Genomic DNA, 19022 nt, shown 5'->3' with positions numbered 1-19022 from the left:
TCGTCGGGGACTCGCCGTCGAACGCGACCGTGCAGACCATCATGGGCGGCGCCGCGCTGCAGGCCGTGGTCCCCGAGGACGCCGAGGGCACCGGCTCCTTCCGGTACTCCGTGTCCGACGGCCGCGGCGGCGTCGCCGAGGCGGGCGTCACCCTCAAGGTGTCCCCCTGGGGCGAGAACGCTCCCCCCGAGCAGACCGGTGACCCGGTCCTGCGCGTCGCCCAGGGCGGCGCCGCGACGATCAAGGTGCTGCCCTTCTTCAAGGACCCGGACGGCGACGACCTGTACCTCGCGTCGGCGGCCGCGACGGTCGCGGGCGACGACGTGCGCTCGCGCCCCGACGGCACGGTCGAGCTGCGCGACGGCGGCGGCTCGACCGGGCGCAAGATCGTGACCCTGCTCGTCTCCGACGGCGAGCTGTCCTTCGAGGGCAAGCTGCTGGTCGACGTGGTGCCCGGTCCGCAGCCGCCGGTCGCGGTGAGCGACCACGTGGTGGTGCCGGCGGGGCAGCCGGTGACGGTGGAGCCGTTGCGCAACGACACCGACCCGAACGGGGACGAGCTGCGCCTGGCGTCGGTCTCGGAGTCGGCCCCGGCGCAGATCACGCCGAACTACGACGCGGGCACGTTCACGTTCCTCTCGATGGAGCCGCGCTCCTACGACCTGACGTACCAGGTGACCGACGGCCCGAACGCGACCACGGGCCTCGTCCGGGTCGACGTCCTGCCGCCGTCCGAGGCCGAGGGCGCGCCCGTCGTCGTCACCGACACCGCGCTCCTCCCGGCGGGAGGGTCCACGCTCGTGGACGTCCTCGCGAACGACACGGACCCCGCGGGCGGCGTGCTCGTCGTGCAGTCCGTGCGCGTGCCCGCCGACGCCGGGGTGTCGGTCGCGATCCTGGCCCACCAGATGCTGCGGGTGACCGAGATCCGGCGCCTGGACGCGCCGGTGACGGTGGAGTACACCGCCTCCAACGGCACCGAGACCGCGACCGGCCAGGTGCGGATCGTGCCGGTGCCGGCGCCGACGCGGCTGCAGCCGCCGAACGCGGTGGCGGACGAGGTGACCGTGCATGCGGGGGACGTGGTGACGGTCCCGGTGCTGAAGAACGACACGCACCCGGACGGGTTGGAGCTGTTCCTGCAGCCCGAGCTGGAGCAGGACGTGGACCCGGCGCTCGGCGAGGCGTTCGTGTCGGAGGACACGCTGCGGTTCAAGGCGGGCTCGGAGGCGGGCACGGCGTACGCGATCTACCGGGTGCGGGACGTCAACGGGCAGGAGGACTCGGCCCAGGTCACGATCCGGATCCGCGACGGCGAGGACAACGCCCCGCCGCAGCCGCGCGAGATCGAGGCCCGGGTGCTGTCCGGTTCCAGCGTGCGCATCGCGGTCCCGCTGGACGGCATCGACCCCGACGGCGACTCCGTCCAGGTCACCGGCATCGCTACCCCCGCGGGCAAGGGCACCGCCCGGGTCGTGGACGGGATGATCGAGTACGCGGCGTCGAAGAACGCGACCGGGGCGGACACGTTCACCTACTCCGTGCTCGACGCGCGCGGCGCCACCGCCACGGGCACGGTCAACGTCGGCATCGCCCGTCCCGCGGACACCAACCAGTCGCCGGTCGCGGTGGACGACGAGGTGACGGTGCGCCCGGGGCGCACGGTCTCGGTCGCGGCGCTGGCCAACGACACCGACCCCGACGGCGACCAGGTCGGCCTGGTCCCGGGCGGGATCGAGGACACCCACGACCTGGACGCCGAGGTCGTGGCCGACCGCATCGTGCTGACCTCGCCCGACCAGGACGGCTCGTACACGTTCTACTACCAGATCCAGGACACCTACGGCGCCCGCGCGACCGGCGCGGTCACCGTGAACGTCTCGGCCAACGCGCCCCTGCTGCCCCCGGTCGCGCGCGACGACACCGTGCCCGTGGAGGACATCCTGGGCAAGACCGAGGTCACCGTCCCCGTCCTGGACAACGACGAGGACCCCGACGGCGCCGCGAGCGAGCTCACCGTCACCACCGACGCGAGCACCGCGAGCGTCACCCCCGACGGCGAGCTCACCGTCACCCTCACCGAGGGCCGCCAGGTCATCACCTACACCGCGACCGACATCGACGGCCTGACCGCCAAGGCCTTCGTCAAGGTCCCCGGCCTCACCGACCAGGCCCCGACCCTCCGCCCCGGCATCACGCCCCTGGAGGTCGTGAGCGGCGAGCCGCTGCCCATCGACATCACGGACTACGTCCTGGTGGTCGAGGGCAAGACTCCCCGGCTCACCACGGAGGAGAAGGTCACCGCGCTCGAGGGCACGCGAGAGGTCCTCTCGACCACGGAGATCACCTACACGTCCGCGGCGGACTACGTCGGCCCCGCCGCCGTGACCTTCGAGGTCACCGACGGCTCCGGTCCCGACGACCCCGACGGCCACACCGCGCTGCTCACGCTGCCGATCAGCGTCGTGCCGCCGGAGAACCTGCCGCCGGAGCTGTCGACCCCGACGCTCGACGTCGCGGCGGGCGAGGAGGCCTCGATCGACCTCGCGCGCTTCGCGACCGACCCCGACGGCGACCCCCTGACCTTCAAGGCCACCGGCCAGGCCCAGGGCGTGACCGTGTCCGTCGAGGGCACCACGCTGCGCGCCCAGGCGACCCCGGACGTGCCCAAGGGCTCGGTCGTGCAGGTCCCGATCACCGTCACCGACGGCGAGCACCCCCCGGTCGAGGGCACCGCGACCCTGACCGTCGTGGCCTCCACCCGGCCCCTGGCGCGCGCCAACCCCGACACCGTCGACGACGCGCACCAGGGCAAGGCCACCACCGTGCCCGTCCTGGCCAACGACTCCAACCCCTTCCCCGACACGCCGCTCGAGATCGTGGCGGCGAGCGTCGAGACGGGCAGCGGCGACGTGTCGTACAGCGGGGGCGACGTCGTCGTGACGCCCGCCGACTCGTTCGTGGGCGTCATGGTGGTCGTCTACCGGATCCAGGACGCGACGAAGGACCCCGACCGCATGGTCGAGGGCCGCGTCCAGCTCAAGGTCCTGGGCAAGCCCGAGGCGCCCGCGACCCCGCAGGTCGTCGAGGTCCGCTCCAAGACCGTCGTGCTCACCTGGGACCCCCCGAACAACAACGGCGCCGACATCACCGGCTACACCGTGCGCTCCCAGAACGGCTACACCAAGGAGTGCGGCACCACCACGTGCACCCTCGACGGGCTGACCAACAACGTCGAGTACACCTTCACCGTCTACGCGACCAACGCCGTCGGCGACGGCCCCGCCTCCCCGGCCTCCGCCGTCGCCCGACCCGACGAGAAGCCCGACCCGCCCGCCGCACCCCGCCTCGAGTTCGGCGACAAGTCCCTCACCGTCACCTGGACCAACAAGACCTACACCGACCGCTCGCCGATCGAGACGGTCGACCTCGAGATCTCCCCGGCGCCGAAGGGCGGCGCCGTCCAGGTCACGGCGCTCTCGGGCACCCAGTACGTGTGGAACGGGCTCGAGAACGGCACCGCGTACAGCGTCCGGGTCCGGGCGAACAACCTTGCCCCCGACCCCTCGGACTGGGGCGAGTACTCGGGCGAGATGGTCCCGGCGGGCCTGCCGGACGTCCCGGAGACGCCGAGCGCGGTCCGCGCCGCGGACTCGCCGCTCAACGGCGGCTCGATCGACGTGTCGTGGAAGCCGCCGTTCGAGAACGGCGACGCGATCAAGGGCTACACCCTGCAGCGGTACAAGAACGGCGCCCGCGACGGCGCCGCGCTCTCCCTCACGGCGACGAGCCACAAGGCGACGGGCCTCGACAACGAGTCGTCGTACACGTTCACGGTGACGGCCGAGAACAAGGCGGGCCGGACGGCGGAGAGCGCGGCGTCCGCGGCCGTGGTCCCCTACGGGCGCCCCGAGGCTCCGCCCCGGCCGAGCGTGCAGAACGTGGGCGGCGGCGGGCAGGACAGCGGCATCCCCCGCGTGTCCTGGGGCGCCGCCGACGCGAACGGCAGCCCGATCACGGGGTACACCGTCACCGCGTCGCCCGGGGGCGCGAAGAGGGACGTCGCCGGCACGTCCGTCGACTTCACGGGCCTCCCCGCCGGGAACTACACGTTCACCGTCACCGCGACGAACAAGGGCGGCACGTCCACGTCGAGCCCGGCGTCGGGGCAGATCAGCGCGTACGGCAAGCCCAGCGCGCCGGGCGTCAGCCCCAACAAGACCGGCGCCACGAGCGGCACGTTCACGGTGACGGCACCGTCGTCCAACGGCGGGAGCGGGGTCACCCGGTACAACTGGCAGCTCTCCGGCAGCCAGAACAGGTCGGGCTCCGGCCAGAGCGTGGACGTCGGTGGCGACTACGACCAGACCTACACGCTCATCGCCCAGGCGTGCAACGCCGCCGGGTGCGGCCCATGGAGCTCGGGCCAGACGATCCGCACCGACCCGCGGCCGGTCCCGCCGACCGTCTGGGTGACGCGCGGTCCGCAGCGCAACACGCAGCCCGGCTTCGGCAACTGCACCGGCAGCATGTGCACGGTGTTCCGGGTCAACGCGAACTCGACCTTCCCGTCCGGCACCTACACCTTCCGGTGCTACTACGACGGCAACCAGGTCGGGGGCTACTCCTGGACCGAGTACCTCGCGGCCGGCAGCTACGTCGACCTCGGGTGCATCCTCGGCAACCCGTACGGCACGCAGCGCACCGCGACGGTGACGGTGAGCATCTCGCCGGGGAACGGCGTGACCGTCGAACCGAAGCCCTGGCCCATCCTGTGACGCGGTCCTGAGACGGCCGATCTGCCGTCGGCGAATGAGCCGACGGCAGATCGGCCTCCTCACGGGGCCACTGCGGGCGCAGGGTGGTCGCATGACCACGCACCTGACCGGCCGACCCGCCGTCGGCGACCACCACCGGACCCCGCGCGCAGAGGCTGCCGCCTCGGCGGCCTCCTCGTTCGACGACCAGCTCACGACGCGCCTGCTCCACCAGCGCATCGTCGTCCTCGGCACGGCCGTGGACGACGCCGTCGCGAACCGCCTGTGCGCCCAGCTCCTCCTGCTCTCGGCGGAGGACCCGCGCGCGGACGTCGCGCTCTACGTCAACTCCCCCGGCGGCTCGGTGAGCGCCGGCCTCGCGATCTACGACACGATGCGGCTCATCCCCAACGACGTGTCGACCGTCGCGATGGGCTTCGCCGCGAGCATGGGCCAGTTCCTCCTGTGCGCGGGGACGCCGGGCAAGCGGTTCGCGCTGCCGCACGCGCGGATCATGATGCACCAGCCGTCGGCCGGGATCGGGGGCACCGCCGTCGACATCGCGATCCAGGCGGAGAACCTCGTCTACACCAAGGGGCTCATGCACCGGCTCCTCGCGGAGAGCACCGGGCAGTCCGTCGAGACCATCGCCGACGACTCCGACCGCGACCGCTGGTTCACCGCGCAGCAGGCGCTCGAGTACGGGATGGTCGACCGGATCGTCGAGAGCGTCGACGACGTCCGCCCCGCCCGCGCGGCCCGGAAGGTGGGTCTGTGATGGCGAGCTACACGATCCCGACCGTGGTCGAGCGCACGCCGCTGGGCGAGCGCGCGTTCGACGTCTTCTCCCGCCTGCTGTCGGAGCGCATCGTGTTCCTCGGCACGGAGATCGACGACGGCGTCGCGAACGTCGTCATGGCGCAGCTCCTGCACCTGGAGTCGGACGCCCCGGACCAGGAGATCGGGCTGTACATCAACTCCCCGGGCGGCTCCGCGACCGCGCTCATGGCGATCTACGACACGATGCAGTTCGTCCGCTGCGACGTCTCGACCATCTGCATGGGCCAGGCGGCCTCCGCCGCGGCCGTCCTGCTCGCGGCGGGCACGCCGGGCAAGCGGTTCGTGCTGGAGCACTCGCGCGTCCTGCTGCACCAGCCGTCGGGCGGCGGGGAGGGCACGATCTCGGACCTGTCGATCCAGGCGGAGGAGATCCTCCGGATCCGGTCCGAGACGGAGGAGGTGCTGGCGCGGCACACGGGCCAGACCGTCGAGCGCCTGCGCGCCGACACCGACCGCGACCTCGTGCTCACCGCGCGCCAGGCCGTGGAGTACGGCGTCGCGGACGCCGTCGTCACCTCGCGCAAGCTCGCCGCGGCGGCGTGACGCCCGACCGCGGGGGCGACCCCGTGCCACGTCAGCCGCGTCGTCAGCCGCGTCGTCGGAACCACGACCGGCGGCGCGGCTCGGGGGTCGTCTCCGCGGGCGACGGCTCGGGCACGGCCGATTCCGGCGCCGCGGGCGCAGGCTCGGGCGCGGCCGGCTCGTCCGCCGGTGGCTCCGAGACGGTGAGCGCGGGCGCCGTCGGCTCCGAGGCGGCAGGGTCTGCCGTGGGCGGCTCCGACGCCGTGGGCTCCGACGCCGCGGCCTCGGGCTCCGCCGCTGCGGCCTCGGGCTCGGCGGCCAGGGGCGCGGCGGCCTCGGGCGCGGCGGTCCGTCGGGACGACGCGGAGATGCCGGCGATCCGCCCGCGCTCGTCGAACCGCACGGTCACGGTGCCGTCGGGCACGTCCAGCACGACGGCGCCGGTCCCGTCCGCGACGGCCGGCAGGCCGCGCGCGCTCGCGTAGGACGCGACGGCGCGCCGGTGGTCGACGACCGTGACGGACAGCAGCCCCTCGCTCAGCGTCCGCACGACGCGCGGCACGCTCGGGGCGGGCAGGGCGAGGTCGGCGTCGTCCAGAAGGAACCACGCCCGCGTGCCGCCGCCGACGGGGGCGCTGTAGTGGGCGGACGAGCCGGTCACGGCCTTGGCCGCGAGCGCGAGCCGGTGAGCGAGGTCGTCGGCCAGCGGGAGCTCCGGCTCGGCGGCCTCGCGCAGCCCGGTCCGGCGCGTGCTCTCGGCGGCGGTGAGCACGGCGTCGGGGAAGCCGTTGACGTTCTGCCACGCCCACATCCACGTGCCCGGCCCGGGCGCGGCCGTGCCGAGGAACTGAAGGCGGCACGTCGCGGTCCCGCCGTCGGGCGCGGTGAAGGTGAAGACCCCGGTGGTCAGGTCGGCGGCCCAGGCGTCGTCGCCGTGGAGGTCCGTCAGGTGGAGCTGGTGCTCGTGGGAGAGGAACGCGGCGTCGTCGACGAGGTCCTGGAGGGCCGGGACGTCCTGGGCTGCCGTGCCGTGCGCGGTCTGCGGCTCCGTCATGGACCGACGGTAGCGGCGCGCACCGCGCCCGGCCCCCGCACGACACGCGGTGCGACGGGGACCGTCGCTCAGGCCGCGAGGAGCAGGACGTCGCCGGCGCGCGCGGTCGGACGTCGGAGCGTCTCGGCGACGGGGAGGTCCCGCACGGGCTCGCCCGCCGGGGCGACGTGCCGTGGCGCGGAGAGGGCACCGCGCTCTCGCGCGGAGGACAGCACGCGGACGGGCGCGAGCGGCCGCAGCTCCTCGCCCGTGCGGGCGACGAGATCGACGAGGCGCAGGCCGAGGGCGCCGCACACGGCGGCGAGGACCTCGGACGACGCCTCCTTGCGCCCGCGCTCCACCTCGGACAGGTAGGCGGTGGAGACGCGCGCGGCGGCCGCGACGTCGACGAGCGTGCGCCCCTGCGCGAGCCGCGCCCGCCGCAGGATCCCCCCGATGACGTGGCGCAGGAGGGGCTCCGCCCGCCCGCCCGCCCGGGAGCGGGGGCTCGGCGTCGCCCCGTCCGGCACCACGTCCGGCAGCGTGCCCGGCACCGCGCTCGTCGCGTCCATGCGTTCACGCTACCCGCGGCCCACCCGGGTGCCGAGGCACCCGGGTGGGTATCTGCTGCTGGCGTAAGGCCGGGCGCACGACGCGAGCCGGCCGCGCGCCCGGCCGGACGGGTCACCAGCGCTCGAGCGACCAGGCCATCTGCCAGAAGCGGATCTCGTGGCGGCAGCTCAGCTCGAACGCGCGCTCCATGCGCGCGCGCTCCGCCTCGCCCGCGTCCGCGGCGAGCGCGTCGAGGCGTGCGCGCAGGTCCGTGAGGACGTCCTCGGTGCGCTCGGCCGCGTAGAACTGCCACCAGCCCGCGAGCGGGTGGTCGTCGCCGAGGGCGCCGGGCGTCGTCTCGCGCTCGCCGAGCCAGAAGCGCCGCGCGGACCAGATGTAGGTCCACGGGCACGGGAGCAGCGCGGCGAGCAGCACGCCGAGCGAGTCGCGGCCGGCCGCCGTCATGTGGTCCACGTAGGCCTGCGCGCTCGGCGCGAGGCGGTGCGTCTGCGCCTCCTCGTACGTCACGCCGAGGAAGTCGCACATCGCGTGGTGCGCGTGCGACTCGTCGTCGAGGAGGAAGCCGGCCTTGTCGTGGAAGTAGGCCGCCCACGACCGGTCGGGCGCGAGGGCCATGCCGAGGCCGTAGCAGCGCAGGTAGGCCGTGAGGTACTGGTGGTCCTGGCCCACGTAGTGGCGGACCGCGGCGGGCTCGACGGAGCCGTCGCGCAGCCCGGCCAGGAAGGGGTGGTCGTAGAACGTCTCGAAGAGGTCCGCGTACCGGCGGGCGAGGTCGGCGGTGAAGCCGGTCTCCTCCTGCCGGACGAGCGCGGTCGGGTCGTGCGCGAGGACAGGGTTCAGGGTGATGGCAGCAGGCGTCGTCATGCCCACGTTCCTCCGCTCGTGCTAGCGAGATCAGGTTCGACGGGTCCGGGCGGCCGTACCGCTCGTCTCAGTCCCTCGGCCCGGGCCGTGGCCCGGGCGGGACGCCCCGCGTGGTTCGCGCCGACCCTAGCAAGGACGGCGCCGGTGCGGGAGCCCTCGCCACGGTGTGGGAATATAGTTGTAGCGACAACAAGTTGGAGTAGACATGACCACGAGCACGCCGGGCGCGCCGACCGACCGCCTCCTGTCCCCGTCCACGAGCATGGACGCCGTCACGCTGCGCGTGGGCGACCTCGAGCTCATGACCTCGTACTACACAGGCGCGTTCGCCCTCGCCCCGCTCGAGGAGCGGTCGCGCGGCGCGGAGGTGCACCGTGTGCTGGGCCGCGGCCGCACACCCATGCTGCGCCTCGTGCACACGCCCGGGCTCCCGCCCGTCGACCCGCGCCAGGCCGGCCTGTTCCACACGGCCTTCCTGTTCGACGACGGCCCGAGCCTCGCCGCGACCGTCTACCGCGCCGCGCAGGACCGCCGCGGCACGTTCGTCGGGTCGAGCGACCACCTCGTCAGCGAGGCGTTCTACTTCACCGACCCCGAGGGCAACGGCGTCGAGCTCTACACCGACCGCCCCCGCGAGACCTGGGTGCGCGAGCACGGCCAGATCCTCATGACGACGACGTTCCTCGACCCGAACGCCTACCTGCGCACGCACCTCGACCAGGAGACGTTCGACGCCGGCCCCTCGCTCGCGGGCCGCGTCGGCCACGTGCACCTCCAGGTGGGCGACGTCGCGACCGCCCACGCCTTCTACGTCGACGCCGTCGGCTTCGAGGCGACGCTCACCGGGTACAGCGGGGCGCTCTTCGCGTCCGCCGGCGGGTACCACCACCACGTCGCGATGAACGTGTGGAACAGCGCGGGTGCCGGGCCCCGCGCCGCGAGCCTCGGGCTCGGCGACGTCGCCGTCACGGTGCCGGGCCGCGAGGACCTCGACGCGCTCGTCGCGCGCCTCCGCGCCCGCGGGCTGGAGCACGCGGACGACGGCCGCTCCGTCGTCGTGCACGACCCGTGGGGCACGCGCGTGACGCTGTCCGTCCCCGGCACCACGACCGAGGAGCTGCTCGCGCGCTGAGGCGCGGCGCCCCGGGCACGGGGCGCGCGCCCGGGGCACGAGGCGCACGATGGGAGGACCCGCCGAGCGCACCGAGGAGCGACCGTGTTCCGCAGCCTCTTCCCCGTCCTCACCGTGGCCGACCTCGACCGGTCCCTCGGCTTCTACCGCGACCTGCTGCGCGGGACGGTCGAGTACGCGTTCCCCGACGACGGCCCACCCGTCTACGTGAGCGTGCGCGTGGGCGGGTCGCCGCTCGGCCTCGGGCAGGGCGACCCGCCTCCGGCGGACACTCGCGTCGTGCTGTGGGTGTACGTCGACGACTGCGACCGCGCCGTCGAGCACCTCGCGGCCGCGGGCGTGCCCGTCCTGGAGCCGCCCGCGGACCAGCCGTGGGGCGAGCGCGTCGCGCGCGTGCAGGACCCGGACGGCACCGTCGTGATCCTCGGCCAGGAGGCCGCTCCCCCGGCCGAGCCGGAGGGGCCGACGGGGCTGTCCTAGCCCGGGGAGCCCTGGCGCCTCGGAGCCGACCGCCCGTCGGCATGGTGCCCCCACCGGGACTCGAACCCGGAACACGCCGGGTTTAAGCCGGCCGCCTCTGCCAGTTGGGCCATGGGGGCGCGGGCCGAATCTACCGCGCGCGCGGGGCTCCCCGGGCCCGTCGCCACGACGGCCGCCCGCTCGGACCCGGACGCGACGAGGGGCGAGCCGCACGCGCGGCTCGCCCCTCGTCGTCGGGCACGACGGCCGGGCCGGGGGCCCGGCCGCGGCCTCAGGAGGCCTTCGCCGCCGGCGTCCGGTCGTCGGCGTCGACGGTGCCCGCACCGGACTCCGCCGCGGCCGCCGAGCCCTGCGCGGTCTGCTTGACCGGGTCGCCGTCCTTCTTGGGCGGGACGGACGCGGCGCGGAACTCCGCGCGCGGGTCGTGCAGCGAGCCGAGCGACACGAGCTCGCGGCCCATGAGGAACTGGCCGATCCAGCCGATGAAGATGCGGATCTTGCGGTTCCCCGTCGGCATCGCCATGACGTGGTAGCTGCGGTGCATGAGCCACGCGAGCGTCCCGCGGAGCTTGAACACGCCGAACAGCTCCGCGACGCCCTTGTACAGGCCGAGCGACGCGACCGTACCGACGCTCTTGTGGCGGTACTCGACCGGCGGCTCGCTGTGCAGCTCGAGCGCGAGGTTGTCGGCGAGGCGCGTGGCCTCACGGATGGCGTGCTGCGCGTTCGGCGGGCAGAACTTGCCCGGGTTCAGCACGTCCGGGACGGCGGCGCAGTCGCCCGCGGCCCACGCGTTCGGCACGACGTTGCCGTCGGCGTCCGCGACCTGGAGCGTCGGCAGCACGGTGATGCGGCCCAGCTTGTCGACCGGGAGGTCGGACGACTCCTTGAGGACCGGGTTCGCCTTGACGCCCGCGGTCCACACGATCGTGTCGGAGTCGAACTCGACCCCGGTCGAGGTGACGACGTGGCCGTCCACGCACGACGACAGGAACGTGCTGAGGTGGAACTCGATGCCGCGCTTCTTCAGCTCGTCGAGCGCGTACTGCGCCATGGGCTCGCTGAGCTCGGGCAGGATGCGGCCCGCGCCCTCGATCATGACGAAGCGGAGGTCCTTCTCCTCGATCGTCGCGTAGTTGCGCGTCGCGTAGCGGGCCATGTCCTCGATCTCGGCCAGCGCCTCGATGCCCGCGAACCCGCCGCCGACGAACGTGAACGTGAGCATGCGGCGACGCAGCTTCTCGTCCCACGTGGACGACGCGACGTCCATCCGGTTGAGCACGTGGTTGCGGACCGCGATGGCCTCCTCCACGTTCTTGAAGCCGATCGCGTTCTCCGCAAGGCCCGGGATGGGCAGCGTGCGCGACACCGAGCCGAGGCCGACGATCAGGTGGTCGTACGTGACCGAGTAGTCGTCGCCCTCCTCCGGGTGGATCGTCACGCGGCGGTCCGTGTGGTCGATCGAGACGACCTTGCCCTGGAGCACGTCGACGCCCTTGAGCGCACGGCGGTGCGGCGCGACGACGTCGCGGCCGTCGATCGAGCCCGCGGCCGCCTCGGGGAGGAACGGCGCGTACGTCATGTACGGGCGCGGGTCGACGACGACGATCGCCGCCTCGCGGCGACCGAGCTTCTTGCGCAGCCGGCGGGCGGCGTACAGACCCACGGAGCCGCCGCCGAGGACGACGACGCGGGGCACCTTGCGGGGCCGCGGCGAAGCGGTCTGGGCACGGCTGACCGAGGTCAGGTCATTCTGAGGCATGGTTCCAGAGTATTACCGGTTGCGGCACAGGCGAGCCGGAGCGTCCGCCTGACGAGCGTGACGCGCCCCACGCCGCGCGGACGGACGGGGGCAGAGGCGGGCACACGCGGGCACAGGCGACATTCCGCAGGGGCCGGGACCGGGGTGGTGCGCCGCCGTCCGCCGTGGGCGCACCACCCCGGGCCCGCCGGTCAGCCGATCGCGCCGACGACGGGCGTCGGGCCGGTCGGTGCGGGCGCCACCCCGCCCGCGGGCGGGGTCGCGGGCGCCTCCTGCGACGGCGCCGGGTCGCCCTCGGCCGGCTCGTCGGCCGGCGCCTCGCCCGCACCGCCCGTGCCCGACGACGTCTCCCCCGTCCCCACGCTCGACGGCACCGCGGTCGGCGCCTGGAGGAACGGCCACGGCATGTCGCGCGTGCGCGTCCCCGTCGCCGGGACGGGGCGGCCGTCGCCCTCGGGGTACTCGACGTCCTCCTCGGCGACCGCGCGCAGCGGGTAGACGTTCCACCGCTCGCGCCCGTCCGTCGAGACGGCGGGCTGGAAGTACCACGTGCCCTCGACGTCGGGCACCGCCCACGCCCCGGAGGCACCCTCCTCGGTGACCGTGCGGACCTGGCGGCCGCGGTCGTCGAAGACCTGGACGTCGCGGAGCGGCTCGCCCGCCGCGTCGTACACGAAGAGGTTGGACACCTGCGCGCCGTCGACCCACACGCCCGCCGTGCCCGGGGAGTCCCCGCTCCCGAACGACACGCTGCTCACGAGGCCGCTGCTCGCGTCGCTGCGGCCCTGCTCGTAGCCGCGGTCCCACGCGTACGGGCTCGACGCGCTCGCCGAGGCGGCGACGAGGACGGCGGGCACGGCCGCGACGGCCGCGGCGACCGACAGCGGACGGCCGACCTTCCGCAGCCCGCGGGTGGGCAGCCACCGGCCCCGGCCCCACTGCACGCTCACGACGACCGCGATCAGCACGACGACGCGCGCGGACAGGTCCGGCGGGAGCACGGCCACCTGGTACCCCGCGACCAGGGCGAGCAGGAGCGTCACCACGACCCAGCCGCGCAGGATCCACCACGCGGGCGTGAGGGCGCGCAGGAACTCGGCCGTCGAGGCCCACTGCGGCGACGAGGTGACGGGCTGCCAGCCCGCGCGCCAGTCCGCCGCGAGCATCTCGCCGAGCCCGGTCAGCCGACGGCGCGGGCCCCGCGCGGCGCCCGGGGCGACGGGAGGCAGGCCGGCCGCGGTGCGCAGCTCGGCGGCGTACTCGGCGGGCGGACCGAAGAACGCGACGAGGTCGAGGCCCGTGTCGTCGAGCACCTCCGCGCCGTCCGTGCCGTCTGTGCCGTCTGTGCCGGCCGGAGCGCCGTCGGACGACGCCGGAGCGGGGGCGCGGCGCGGGAGCGCGCCGGGCGCGTCGACGACCGCCTCGGCGAGGTCGGCCTCCAGCCCGTCGGCGAGCTCCTCGACCTGGTCGGGGCGCAGGTCGGCGAGGTGCGCGCGCACCTCCTGGGCGTAGGCGTGGACGTGCCCGTAGAAGGCCCGTCCGACGGGCGCGCCGGCGGGCGGCTGCGCGGGGGTCGTCGTGCTCATCAGGCGGCCACCTCTCCGGTCCGCAGCAGCGCGGACACGGTGCCCGCGAACGTCTGCCACTCCTTGCGGTGCAGGTCGAGCATGGCCCGGCCCTGCGGATTGATCCCGTAGTACTTGCGGTGCGGCCCGGCGTCGGACGGCACGACGTAGGTGGTCAGCGCCCCGCCCGCGTACAGGCGCCGCAGCGTCCCGTACACGGACGCGTCCCCCACGTCCTCGAGCCCCGCCGCGCGCAGGCGCCGCACGACGTCGTACCCGTACCCGTCCTCGGCCTCGACCGCGGCGAGCACCGCCGCGTCGAGCACCCCCTTGAGCAGCTGCGTGGTGTCCATCCGTCCCTCCGTCGGGCGTGGCCCCGGTCCGTCCCGGTGCTCGGCCACCGGGATCACGGGATGCACACTACCGTGCGATGCGCAGTACCGTGCACACGACACGCCCCTCGCCCGAAGACGCCGGAGCCCGGGCCGCGGGCACCGGGCGGCCGGTGCCACGCGACGCCGGGCTCGGCGGTCGGGCAGGAGGGGCCGCCGGGGCGACCCCGGGTCAGGCGAGCGACCAGGCGATGCCGTCGAGGATGTCGTGCTCGCTCGTCACGACCTCGGTGAGCGACCCGCCCGCGGCGGCGACGTCGTCGCGTACACGGCGCACGACCTCCGACCACACGAGCGCGCCCGCGCCGATGACGTCGACGCGCCCGGGGTGCATGAACCCCAGGGCGGTGCGCTCGGCGCGCGTGCGGTGCAGCAGGTCGTCGCAGGCGGCGAGCACGGTGTCGACCGGCAGCACGGACCCGTTGATCCGGTCGCGGTCGTACCGGGCGAGGCCGAGCGCGTGGGCCGTGACCGTCGTGACGGACCCGGCGAGCCCGACGAGCGTCGCGGCCCGCCCGAGCGGCACCACGCGGGCCGCGTCGTCGAGCGTGGCCCGCACGTCGGCGCGGGCCGCCGCCTCCTCCTCGGGGGTCGGCGGGTCGGAGCGCAGGTGCCGCTCCGTCATGCGCACGCACCCCACGTCCATCGAGTACGCGGCGTCGGGCGTCGTCGTGCCGAGCACGAGCTCCGTCGAGCCGCCGCCGAGGTCCACCACGACGTAGGGGCCGGGGCGCACGGCCGCGACGGTCGACGTCGCCCCGCGGAACGACAGCGCCGCCTCCTCCTCGCCCGAGACGACCTCGGGCTCGACGCCGAGCGCGTCGAGGACGCCCGCGACGAACTCGTCGCGGTTCTCGGCGTCCCGCGTGGCCGACGTCGCGACGAAGCGCGTCCGCGTCGCGCCCAGGTCGTCGATCACCTGCGCGTAGCGGCGCGCGGCGTCGAGCGTGCGCGCGAGCGCCTCGGGGGCGAGCCGACCCGTGCGGTCGACGCCCTGGCCGAGCCGGACGACCTCCATGCGGCGGTCGAGGTCGACGAGCGTCCCGGCCTGCGGGTCGACGTCGGCGACGAGGAGGCGGATCGAGTTGGTGCCGCAGTCGATCGCCGCCACGCGCGAGGCGCCGGGCGGGACGGGGGCGGGCGAGGCGGCCGACGCGGCGGTCGCGCCCGGGTCCCGGGTGAGCGGAGAGGTGGAGCCAGAGGTCATGCGTCCAAGCGTGCCACGCGGTCAGCAGGTGCAGCGGTCGGGGCGCCACACGTCGCGCACGCGCTCGAGCGCCTCGTCGCCCAGCGGGTTGACGCCCGGCCCGGCCGCGAGCGCGTGGCCCACGAGGACGTGCAGGCACTTCACGCGCGTGGGCATCCCGCCCGCCGAGATGCCGTCGATCTCCTCGACGTGGCCGAGCGCCTCACGCTGCGCGAGGTAGTGCTCGTGCGCGCGCCGGTAGGCGGCGGCGAGCTCCTCGTCCTCGGTGAGCCGCTCCGACATCTCCTTCATGACGCCGTTCGCCTCGAGCGTCGACGCGGCCGCGACCGCGCCCGGGCTCGTGAGGTAGTAGGTCGTGGGGAACGGCGTGCCGTTCTCGAGCCTCGGCGCCGTGCGGACGACGAGCGGGCGCCCGCACGCGCACCGCGCGGCGATGCCGACGACGCCGCGCGGGGTGCGCCCGAGCTGCTCCGCGAGCGTCTCGAGGTCGCGCTCGGTGACGACGGCGTCCGGGTCGTCGGCGGGGATGGCCAGGCGGGCGTCGGGCACGGGACTTCCTTCGGGTCGGTCGGCGGCGTCGGGACGACGCCTCACCCATTCTCCCCGCTCTGCGGAGCGCCCTCGTCGCCGGCCGGTTCCTCGCCCGCGGGCGCGGTCCCGTCGGACGTCCCTGCGTCGTCGCCGCCGGACGTGCGCGGACCGCCCGCGACCTGCACCGACTCCCAGATGGCCTCGTACCAGGGCGTGCCCTCCTCGTACCCCCGGACGGGCCCGTCCGTGATCGTCCGCCCGGTCTGCGGGTCGGTGTCGTCGACGACCGTCTCCGGGTCGAGCACGCGCCACGGCCGCTCCCCCGGCATGACGAAGTTGAGCCGGTCCCGCGCCTCGCGCTCGACGTACGCCTGGTCGTCCCAGCGGGCGAGCTCGGCCTCGAGCTCGGTGTGCTCGGCCTGCGCCTGCTCGAGGCCGGCGCGCAGCTCGCGCAGCTCCCCCGTCTGGTTGACGTACGCGCGCAGCGTCGGCAGCAGGAGCACCGCGGCGAGGAGCACGACGACGGACAGGACCAGGGTCCGGACGGTCACCACCTCGGGCAGGAGGAAGCCGTAGCGGCTCCGACGCCGGTCCTCGGGCGCGGGGCCGGCGGCACGTCGCGTCGACGTCGCGCCGCTCGGTCGCGCGGCAGGGCGGCGCAGGCCGGACGACGACGGGGTCCGGGCGGTCGAACCGCCGCCCGGGGACTTCGCCGAGGAGCCCGACGCCGTCCGCGGGGCGCTCGTGGCCGACGTGCGCGGGCTCGCGGACCCCGAGGACGCGGAGCGCTTCGTGGGCTTCGTCCCGGACGTGCCGCGCGCGGGCCCGGAGCCCGGCCGCGCGGGGGCACCGGGGCGCGGGGGACGACGCGAGGACGGCATGCCCCGATTGTGCTGCCGCGAGACGCGGCGCGCCGGGAGCACGCGCGGTGCGCCCGCGAACGTGAGGCGATCGACACGACTTCTTCACCCGTCCGGACGCGCCGGAGCCCGGCGGGCCGACGAGCGGCCCTCCGGGCTCCGGGTGCCGGGTCGTCCCGGCGGGGTCGTGCGCGACCGACAGTCAGCCGCAGGTCAGCCCTGCACCGTCCAGCGCGGGAACGCGCCACGGCCGGCGTAGCGGGCGGCGTCGTCCAGCGCCTCCTCGATGCGCAGGAGCTGGTTGTACTTGTTGATGCGCTCGCCGCGGGCGGGGGCGCCCGTCTTGATCTGCCCGGCGTTCGTCGCGACGGACAGGTCCGCGATCGTCGTGTCCTCGGTCTCGCCCGAGCGGTGCGACACCATCGCGGTGAAGCCGTTGCGCTGCGCGAGCTCGACGGCGTCGAGCGTCTCGGTGAGCGTGCCGATCTGGTTGAGCTTCACGAGGAGCGAGTTCGCCGCCTTGAGCTCGATGCCCTTCGCGAGACGCTCCGGGTTGGTGACGAACAGGTCGTCGCCGACGATCTGCACCTTGTCGCCGACCTCGGCGACGAGCTGCGACCAGCTGTCCCACTCGTCCTCGGACAGCGGGTCCTCGATGGAGACCAGCGGGTAGTCGCGCACGAGCTGCTCGTAGTAGGCGATCATCTCGGCCGGCGTCTTCGCGCCGCCCTCGAACTGGTACGCGCCGTCCTTGAAGAACTCGGTGGACGCGACGTCGAGCGCGAGCGTCACGTCGGTGCCCGGCGCGAAGCCGGCCTTCTCGATCGCGACGAGGATGAGGTCGAGCGCCTCGCGGTTGCTCGCGAGGTTCGGCGCGAAGCCGCCCTCGTCGCCGAGGCCGGTGGCCAGGCCCTTCTCCTTGAGCACGGACTTCAGCGCGTGGTAGACCTCGGCGCCGGTGCGCAGCGCCTCGCGGAACGAGGAGGCGCCGATCGGGGCGACCATGAACTCCTGGATGTCCACGTTCGAGTCCGCGTGCGACCCGCCGTTGAGGATGTTCATCATCGGCACGGGCAGGACGTGCGCGTTCGGGCCGCCGACGTAGCGGTACAGGTCGAGGCCCGCGCTCTTCGCGGCGGCCTTCGCGACGGCGAGCGAGACGCCGAGGATGGCGTTCGCGCCGAGCTTGCCCTTGTTCGGGGTGCCGTCGAGGTCGATGAGGGCGGCGTCGATGAGGCGCTGGTCCTCGGCCTCGAAGCCGATGAGCTCCGGGGCGATGTCGTCGATCACGGAGTTCACCGCGCCCTCGACACCCTTGCCCAGGTAGCGGGACTTGTCGCCGTCACGACGCTCGACGGCCTCGAACGCACCGGTCGACGCGCCCGAGGGCACTCCGGCGCGGGCGAACGTCCCGTCGTCCAGGACGACCTCGACCTCGACGGTCGGGTTTCCGCGGGAGTCGAGGATCTCGCGCGCTCCAACGGCTTCGATGCTGGCCACAGGTGCTCCTTCGGGGCAGGGCTGCGGGCGCTTCGAACGGTGGTGGCGGACCCGGGCAGGGAAACCCGGGACGCCGCGTGCGCGCCCGCGACGATGGTGGGTTTACGACCACAGCCTAGTGCCCGGTTGTGACCTGCGCCGCTGCGTCCGGTCCGTGGGCCCCGGGTCGGGGACCTGCGCGTCGACGATCGGGACGAACGTCCCGCCTCAGCCCTGCACCGCCGGGCCGGGCTCCGCGGGCGCCCCTGCCGACGTCTCGGCCGCGACGATCCGCGCCTCGACGCGCCGCAGCTCGCCCCGCAGCGCGGCCTCCGCGTCGAGCCCGTCGGCCTCCGCGCGGGCCACGAGCGCGAGCAGCTCGCGCCCGAGCCGCTCGTCCGGCGTCGGGCCGGCGCCGTCCTCGCCGACCGCACCCGCCCCGGTGCCCGACGGCGCCGCGAGCGCCGCGCCGACGACGTCGCCGAGGCCGCCGCGACCGGCCCGGGACAGGACCTTCTGCGCGCGGGCGAGCGCCCCTTGCGTGTGCGAGATGCCCTCGAGCACCGACGAGCGCTGCTTCTCCGCCTTCTTGATCGCGTCCCACTGCCCGTGCAGGTCGGTCGCGTCGGCGTCCGCGAACACGTGCGGGTGGCGCCGCACCAGCTTCGCCGCGAGGTCGGCGGCGACGTCGTCGACGGTGAACGGGTCCGGCTCCTCGCTCGCGATGCGCGCGTGGAACAGCACCTGCAGGAGCAGGTCGCCGAGCTCCTCGCGCATCCCGGCGCGGTCGTCGGTCTCGATGGCGTCGGCGAGCTCGTGCGCCTCCTCGAGGAGGTACCGCACGAGCGAGACGTGCGTCTGCTCGCGGTCCCACGGGCACCCGCCCGGGGAGTAGAGGCGGTCCATGACGGCGACGACGTCGCGCAGCGGGTCGGTCGCGGCGCCGGGCGCGCGGTCGTGCGCGGGCTCGTGCGGGTGCGGGGCTGCCGAGGGCTCGGAGGCGGTCACCGCCTCATCGTAGGTTC

The 19022-nt window shown here is 74.7% G+C and carries 16 protein-coding genes, 1 tRNA gene and 1 riboswitch; of the genes, 5 read left to right on the top strand and 12 right to left on the bottom strand.

All coding sequences use genetic code 11. From position 1 onward, the window contains the following. Positions 1-29: 29 nt before the first annotated feature. The 3 genes from GWJ10_RS14345 to GWJ10_RS14335 all read left to right on the top strand — a co-directional run bounded on the left by GWJ10_RS14345 (position 30) and on the right by GWJ10_RS14335 (position 6140). On the top strand, positions 30-4778 hold the full coding sequence (locus GWJ10_RS14345; protein WP_241005825.1) for an Ig-like domain-containing protein: 4749 nt from the start codon (positions 30-32) through the stop codon (positions 4776-4778). 91 nt (positions 4779-4869) lie between these two features. Next, positions 4870-5535, top strand: a complete 666-nt coding sequence (locus GWJ10_RS14340) for an ATP-dependent Clp protease proteolytic subunit (protein ID WP_061268672.1) — start codon at positions 4870-4872, stop codon at positions 5533-5535. Next, positions 5535-6140 (top strand): ATP-dependent Clp protease proteolytic subunit, encoded by a 606-nt coding sequence (locus GWJ10_RS14335; RefSeq protein ID WP_009866251.1) that lies wholly within the window; start codon positions 5535-5537, stop codon positions 6138-6140. The genes GWJ10_RS14340 and GWJ10_RS14335 overlap by 1 nt, the downstream gene beginning before the upstream one ends. A gap of 43 nt (positions 6141-6183) precedes the next feature. Here the strand turns inward: GWJ10_RS14335 and GWJ10_RS14330 are convergent, their stop codons facing one another. From GWJ10_RS14330 to GWJ10_RS14320, 3 genes are all read right to left on the bottom strand, one after another. Next, entirely contained in the window at positions 6184-7173 is a 990-nt protein-coding gene (locus tag GWJ10_RS14330) for a DUF6882 domain-containing protein (protein ID WP_163188180.1), read from the bottom strand. A gap of 68 nt (positions 7174-7241) precedes the next feature. After that, positions 7242-7724, bottom strand: a complete 483-nt coding sequence (locus GWJ10_RS20025) for a helix-turn-helix transcriptional regulator (RefSeq protein WP_163188178.1) — start codon at positions 7722-7724, stop codon at positions 7242-7244. A 112-nt stretch (positions 7725-7836) separates the two neighbouring features. Beyond that, positions 7837-8589 carry a TenA family protein gene (locus GWJ10_RS14320; protein ID WP_163188176.1) on the bottom strand — a complete coding sequence of 251 codons (753 nt, stop codon included), beginning with the start codon at positions 8587-8589 and terminating at the stop codon, positions 7837-7839. After that, a riboswitch (TPP riboswitch) is annotated at positions 8580-8708 on the bottom strand. Its footprint overlaps the gene before it by 10 nt. An 86-nt stretch (positions 8709-8794) precedes the next feature. On the opposite strand from GWJ10_RS14320, the gene GWJ10_RS14315 reads away from it, so the two are divergent. Both GWJ10_RS14315 and GWJ10_RS14310 read left to right on the top strand, forming a co-directional pair. Beyond that, positions 8795-9721, top strand: a complete 927-nt coding sequence (locus GWJ10_RS14315; RefSeq protein WP_061268676.1) for a VOC family protein — start codon at positions 8795-8797, stop codon at positions 9719-9721. An 84-nt stretch (positions 9722-9805) separates the two neighbouring features. Continuing rightward, the gene (locus tag GWJ10_RS14310) at positions 9806-10201 is read left to right on the top strand and encodes a VOC family protein (protein WP_076406322.1); all 396 of its coding nucleotides are present in this window, start codon (positions 9806-9808) and stop codon (positions 10199-10201) included. Positions 10202-10243: 42 nt separating this feature from the next. On the opposite strand, the gene GWJ10_RS14305 is transcribed toward GWJ10_RS14310, so the two are convergent. From GWJ10_RS14305 to GWJ10_RS14265, 9 genes are all read right to left on the bottom strand, one after another. Continuing rightward, positions 10244-10320, bottom strand: a tRNA-Leu gene (locus GWJ10_RS14305). Between the two features lie 152 nt (positions 10321-10472). Next, complete coding sequence (locus GWJ10_RS14300; RefSeq protein WP_043656236.1) at positions 10473-11963, bottom strand: NAD(P)/FAD-dependent oxidoreductase; 1491 nt, start codon at positions 11961-11963, stop codon at positions 10473-10475. A 191-nt stretch (positions 11964-12154) separates the two neighbouring features. Further along, positions 12155-13549 carry a hypothetical protein gene (locus GWJ10_RS14295; RefSeq protein ID WP_163188174.1) on the bottom strand — a complete coding sequence of 465 codons (1395 nt, stop codon included), beginning with the start codon at positions 13547-13549 and terminating at the stop codon, positions 12155-12157. Beyond that, on the bottom strand, positions 13549-13881 hold the full coding sequence (locus GWJ10_RS14290) for a PadR family transcriptional regulator (RefSeq protein ID WP_034651541.1): 333 nt from the start codon (positions 13879-13881) through the stop codon (positions 13549-13551). The genes GWJ10_RS14295 and GWJ10_RS14290 overlap by 1 nt, the downstream gene beginning before the upstream one ends. A 211-nt stretch (positions 13882-14092) precedes the next feature. Then, on the bottom strand, positions 14093-15127 hold the full coding sequence (locus tag GWJ10_RS14285; protein ID WP_163188172.1) for a Ppx/GppA phosphatase family protein: 1035 nt from the start codon (positions 15125-15127) through the stop codon (positions 14093-14095). Positions 15128-15148: 21 nt separating this feature from the next. Then, the gene (locus GWJ10_RS14280; RefSeq protein ID WP_241005824.1) at positions 15149-15676 is read right to left on the bottom strand and encodes a DUF501 domain-containing protein; all 528 of its coding nucleotides are present in this window, start codon (positions 15674-15676) and stop codon (positions 15149-15151) included. 41 nt (positions 15677-15717) lie between these two features. Beyond that, entirely contained in the window at positions 15718-16539 is an 822-nt protein-coding gene (locus GWJ10_RS19875; RefSeq protein WP_241005823.1) for a septum formation initiator family protein, read from the bottom strand. A 192-nt stretch (positions 16540-16731) separates the two neighbouring features. Further along, the gene (gene eno, locus GWJ10_RS14270) at positions 16732-18018 is read right to left on the bottom strand and encodes a phosphopyruvate hydratase (RefSeq protein ID WP_061268679.1); all 1287 of its coding nucleotides are present in this window, start codon (positions 18016-18018) and stop codon (positions 16732-16734) included. 207 nt (positions 18019-18225) lie between these two features. Beyond that, entirely contained in the window at positions 18226-19005 is a 780-nt protein-coding gene (locus GWJ10_RS14265) for a MazG family protein (RefSeq protein WP_241005822.1), read from the bottom strand. Between the last annotated feature and the right edge of the window lie 17 nt (positions 19006-19022).

Origin of the sequence: Cellulosimicrobium sp. SL-1, from assembly GCF_011033075.1 — a bacterium.
Classification (GTDB): domain Bacteria; phylum Actinomycetota; class Actinomycetes; order Actinomycetales; family Cellulomonadaceae; genus Cellulosimicrobium; species Cellulosimicrobium funkei.
The sequence above is the reverse complement of the archived record's forward strand: the minus strand, read 5'-3'. Positions and strand labels throughout refer to the sequence as shown.